This window comes from Succinivibrio sp., from assembly GCF_045124615.1.
Classification (GTDB): domain Bacteria; phylum Pseudomonadota; class Gammaproteobacteria; order Enterobacterales; family Succinivibrionaceae; genus Succinivibrio; species Succinivibrio faecicola.
In genome coordinates, this window is record NZ_JBGVMC010000249.1 from 1 (window position 1) to 4533 (window position 4533).

Annotated in this window: 5 protein-coding genes; 3 read left to right on the forward strand and 2 right to left on the reverse strand. The window is 37.6% G+C overall.

Going from position 1 to position 4533, the window contains the following annotated elements; genetic code table 11:
- Together ACJML3_RS06485 and pta are read right to left on the reverse strand one after the other, a co-directional pair.
- Positions 1 to 138: NAD-dependent epimerase/dehydratase family protein (locus ACJML3_RS06485; RefSeq protein WP_406021673.1), on the reverse strand; the 138-nt coding region annotated here is incomplete at its 3' end.
- A 44-nt stretch (positions 139 to 182) separates the two neighbouring features.
- Complete coding sequence (gene pta, locus ACJML3_RS06490; protein WP_406021665.1) at positions 183 to 2150, reverse strand: phosphate acetyltransferase; 1968 nt, start codon at positions 2148 to 2150, stop codon at positions 183 to 185.
- 235 nt (positions 2151 to 2385) lie between these two features.
- Between pta and yfbV the strand changes: the two genes are divergently transcribed.
- The 3 genes from yfbV to ACJML3_RS06505 all read left to right on the forward strand — a co-directional run.
- Positions 2386 to 2832 (forward strand): terminus macrodomain insulation protein YfbV, encoded by a 447-nt coding sequence (gene yfbV, locus ACJML3_RS06495; RefSeq protein ID WP_406021667.1) that lies wholly within the window; start codon positions 2386 to 2388, stop codon positions 2830 to 2832.
- A 346-nt stretch (positions 2833 to 3178) separates the two neighbouring features.
- The gene (locus tag ACJML3_RS06500) at positions 3179 to 4162 is read left to right on the forward strand and encodes an ABC transporter substrate-binding protein (RefSeq protein ID WP_406021669.1); all 984 of its coding nucleotides are present in this window, start codon (positions 3179 to 3181) and stop codon (positions 4160 to 4162) included.
- 84 nt (positions 4163 to 4246) lie between these two features.
- A partial coding sequence (locus tag ACJML3_RS06505; protein WP_406021671.1) for an ATP-binding cassette domain-containing protein occupies positions 4247 to 4533 on the forward strand: 287 nt, incomplete at its 3' end.

The following is a 4533-nucleotide window of genomic DNA, read 5'->3' on the forward strand; positions in this document are numbered from 1 at the left end:
TCTGATTGCAGATGGCAGCACGTTTTTGGCATCTATAATATTTCTTGAGAGCACAAAAATTTCATGCCCCTTTTGTAAAAGTAAAGAGCAAAGTGATCTTCCTATAAGACCAGTACCACCTGTAATCAGTATTCTCATAAACAAATAAGGGCAGCAAAGCTGCCCTCCTTATAGCTAAATCATTAAGCCTGAGTTGCCTGAATTGCGGTTACTGCAATTGTATAGATGATATCATCAACTAATGCACCACGAGACAGATCGTTTACAGGCTTTTTCATACCCTGAAGCATAGGTCCGATTGAAACGAGGTTTGCAGAACGCTGTACAGCCTTATAAACAGTGTTACCGGTTGAAAGGCTTGGGAAGATAAATACAGTGGCTTTGCCTGCAACAGGTGAGTTAGGAGCTTTTTGTTTTGCAACATTTTCCATAACAGCTGCATCGTACTGTAGAGGACCGTCAACAAGAATATCAGGACGCTTTTGACGAACAAGCTCTGTAGCAGCTCTCATTAAATCAACATCAGCACCCTTGCCTGAGTTCATTGTTGAATAGGTAACCATAGCAACACGAGGATCGATACCAAAAGCCTTTGCAGTATCTGCTGACTGAATTGCAATCTCAGAAATCTGCTCAGCATCAGGATTGATATTTAAAGCACAGTCACCATAGATGTAAACCTGCTCATCCATTAACATGAAGAAAATTGCAGAAACAAGTTTTGCGTTTGGAGCAGTCTTAATGATCTGAAGTGGTGGACGGATGGTGTTAGCTGTTGTATGAACAGCACCTGAAACAAGACCGTCAAGCTCATTTTTCTCGATCATCATTGTTGCTAAAGCTACGTTATCCTTTAACATATCAAGAGCCATCTGCTCAGTCATACCCTTTGACTTGCGAAGCTCTACTAATCTTGCAACATAGTTCTCACGAACCTCATCAGGATCAACAAATTCAACTCTCTCATTCAAGGTTACACCCTGCTGTTTTGCAACCTCAAGAATGGTTTCTTTCTTACCGAATAATACAGGAGTTGCAATACCCTGTTTTGCAACAGCAGCTGCAGCAGCAACAGTACGTGGCTCATCGCCTTCTGGTAGAGCAATCTTCTTGTTAGCGGCACGAGCAAGCTCGGTTAGCTTGTAGCGGAATGCTGCAGGGCTCATTAAAGGTAAAGCATTCTTATCGTAGGTCTTGATTAACTCAATAGCCTTTGAATTAAAAGCTTTAGCAACAGTATTTTCAATATATGAAATCTGCTCTTTCTTATCATAGTTTACGCAAGCAACAGCAGATGATAATGCCTGTACAACTGCTAAAGCTGACTTATCAGTTCTGATAATAGCCTTGCTGTTTGATTTGCCATCTACACCTGAACAGATAATGGTTAATGATGCATTTGTTGTAACATCTGCATCTTCAGTAATAAGGATCTGACCTTCTTTTGCATTTTGTGCACTGAATGTTACCTTGAATAGCTCAACATCAGTATCGCCTGTAACTTCTGATTTTAGAATTGAAGCTACTTCATTTGCATTTAATGAGTAGAACTTCTTGTCATAATCAACAGTAGCAATAAAGTCCTTAAGTACTGGCTCTTTTACAGAGCAGCTGCCATCAGAGCACTGGCACTTGCCACAGCCTGATAAAACAAGCTTCTTGTTGCCGCTAGCATCTTTAGGTGCCTTGTGATTTAAAAGAATTGAACCTAATACTTTCTTTTTACCGGCATTGCCAAAGAAGTTTAAGGTTGCATCAATTGCATTTTTTGCACATTCGCAAACGCCTGTTGTAAGAGTAATGATATCGGCATCAAAAGCATGGCAGATGTCAGCATTGATGATATCGGTATCAAAAGGAGCATCACAGACACCTTCGATGATAACAACATCGTAGTCCTTACCCTTAGTAAGATCGTTAAAATCAGCAACGATTCTTTCTAGAACTTCTGACTTGTTACCTTTTGCAATTTGCTTTGCTGCACAGAACTTGCATAATCTGTCTTTTGTGCATGAATTTGTAGGATTGTAGAAAGGTGAGAATAAAGCTGCCTTTACGCCATTATCATTTAAAGCTTTTACAAGACCTAATGATACAGTATAGATACCGCTGGTTTTGTATGTAGGTACCAGCATTACATTATGTGCCACGAGAATTTCTCCAACTGATTTAAAATCAAATCTGATAAAAAATAAAACTTATAAAATTATACCACGAACAAAGAGAAGCTAATAAAACACGGCCAATATTATTTTGTTAATGGACACAACACTAAGATTTTTATCAGATAAAGCAGTAAAACTCCTATGTGTGTATAATAAAGGCAAGGAACATTAAAGACTTGAAGTTAACTGTCTTACGTTTTGTAAAATTAAGTGGTTTTATATGATTAATAAACTAAAAGCAGGCTATGTCTATATGAAAGACTGGCCTTTAGAGGATTATCTAAATCCTGTATTTGCTGAAAACAGGGTAAAAAAATCAATGAATTTTGCAAATAAGGTAATTCCTCCATTATTGTTTCTTACAATCATCTGGAGTCTGTATATCGGTGGATATTTTAAAGGCGTTCCTTTTATCTATGCTCTGTCTTTGAATCTTGAGGCTACAATAGCCTGTCTTTTTGTTCTGTGCATTATTCCAGTTCAGGGACTATACTGGTTTTACAGGCGATCAATAACACCTCTAAATGAAAAGCAGCAGATGTTTTACAGAACACTTTGCAAAAAACTTGATCATACCTTCACCCTAATGCCTACCATGAGAGATTTGGAAGTTGAAATAAATTATGGATTAAAAAAACTTTCAAAAGACTTTTTAAAAGAGCTGTAACAATGTTTTTATAAAGCGTAACCGTTTGCAAAATAGCAGTCTCATATGTGAATATCACAATATATTAAAAGAAATAAAATTTTTAACACATTGAAATTTAAAAGAAAAATTTTGATGATAATAATTATTGATAAAGCGTAAATGTTTGCGAAAATAGTGAGCTTTGTCTAAAAAATCTGTTTTTTTGTTAAAAAAATATATAACGTATCACGTTTTTATTCACTATTACTTAAATCTTCAAATATCTGACTTATTATCAGTAATGTTGGCAGGTGTGAATATACTGTCTAATATATAGATATCTTCAAAGATAAAATATATAAGAGTGAAACAAACAGGAGATTTTATGAGACTAGTAAAAGCTGTTTTAGCTGCTTCTATCGGTGCTACAATTGCTTTATCATCATCTGTTCAGGCAAAGCAGATCACAATCGGATTCTCTCAGATTGGTGCTGAGTCAGAGTGGCGTACTGCAAACACAAATGACGTAAAACGTGCTGCAAAAGAGAATGGTATTGAATTAAAGTTCTCAGATGCTCAGCAAAAGCAGGAAAACCAGATCAAGGCTATTCGCACCTTCATTGCTCAGAAAGTTGATTTAATTGGTTTCGTGCCAATTGTTGCAACCGGTTGGGACAATATTCTTCGTGAAGCAAAAAGAGCAAAAATCCCTGTACTTATTATGGACCGTGACTTAACTGTTTCAGATCCAAGCTTATATGTTGCAAAGATCGGTACAGATATGTATACCGAAGGCCGCAAGGTATTTGACTGGCTTGATGAGTATGTAACAAAGAACAACATCAAACCACGTAACGGCGGCGACAAGATTAACATTGTTATCCTTGAAGGTACCGTAGGTGCATCAGCAACAACAGGTCGTGGTAACGGCTTTAATGATGCAATGAATGATTCTGACAATAAGGATAAGTACAAGATCCTAGCATCTCAGACTGGTGATTTTACCCGTCAGAAGGGCCAGGAGGTTATGGAGTCATTCTTAAAGTCAAACCGTAATGACATTGATGTTCTGTTTGCGATGAACGACGATATGGCATTAGGTGCAATTCAGGCTATTGAAGCTGCTGGCTTGAAGCCATCAAAGGATATCATTATCGTATCAGTTGATGGTGTTAAGGGCATTTTCCAGGCTATGATGGATGGCAAGGCAAATGCAACAGTTGAGTGTAATCCACTACAAGGTGATCTGTTCTTCAAGACCGCTCAGAAGATCCTAAAGGGTGAAGCAGTACCTAAGAGCGTATTCGTAGAAGAGGGTGTTTATACTTCTGACAATGCAGCTGAAGTATTCCCTACACGTCAGTACTAATATAATCTTAATAAATAAAGGGTGCCACGAGCACCCTTTAACAGATCTATAAGTGTAATTCACCACAAATACAAGGAGTGCTATATGTCTGATTGTGAAGATTATATCTTGCAGATGAGGCACATAGATATGTTCTTTCCTGCTGTAAAGGCACTAAAGGATGTTTCATTCAATTTAAAAAAAGGCGAAATTATTTCTCTTATGGGTGAAAACGGTGCTGGTAAGTCAACTTTAGTAAAGGTACTTACAGGCGTTTATCACAAGACCAACGGTGAGATCATTTTTGATGGAAATAAGATAGAGCCAACAACCCCTCTTGCAAGTCAGAAGATGGGTATTTCCACAGTGTATCAGGAAGTAAATCTGTGCGC

Excerpts from the sequence above, each read along its gene's own strand:
- ACJML3_RS06500 (WP_406021669.1), top strand. The coding sequence starts at position 3,179 with ATGAGACTAGTAAAAGCTGTTTTAGCTGCTTCTATCGGTGCTACAATT.
- yfbV (WP_406021667.1), top strand. The coding sequence starts at position 2,386 with ATGATTAATAAACTAAAAGCAGGCTATGTCTATATGAAAGACTGGCCT.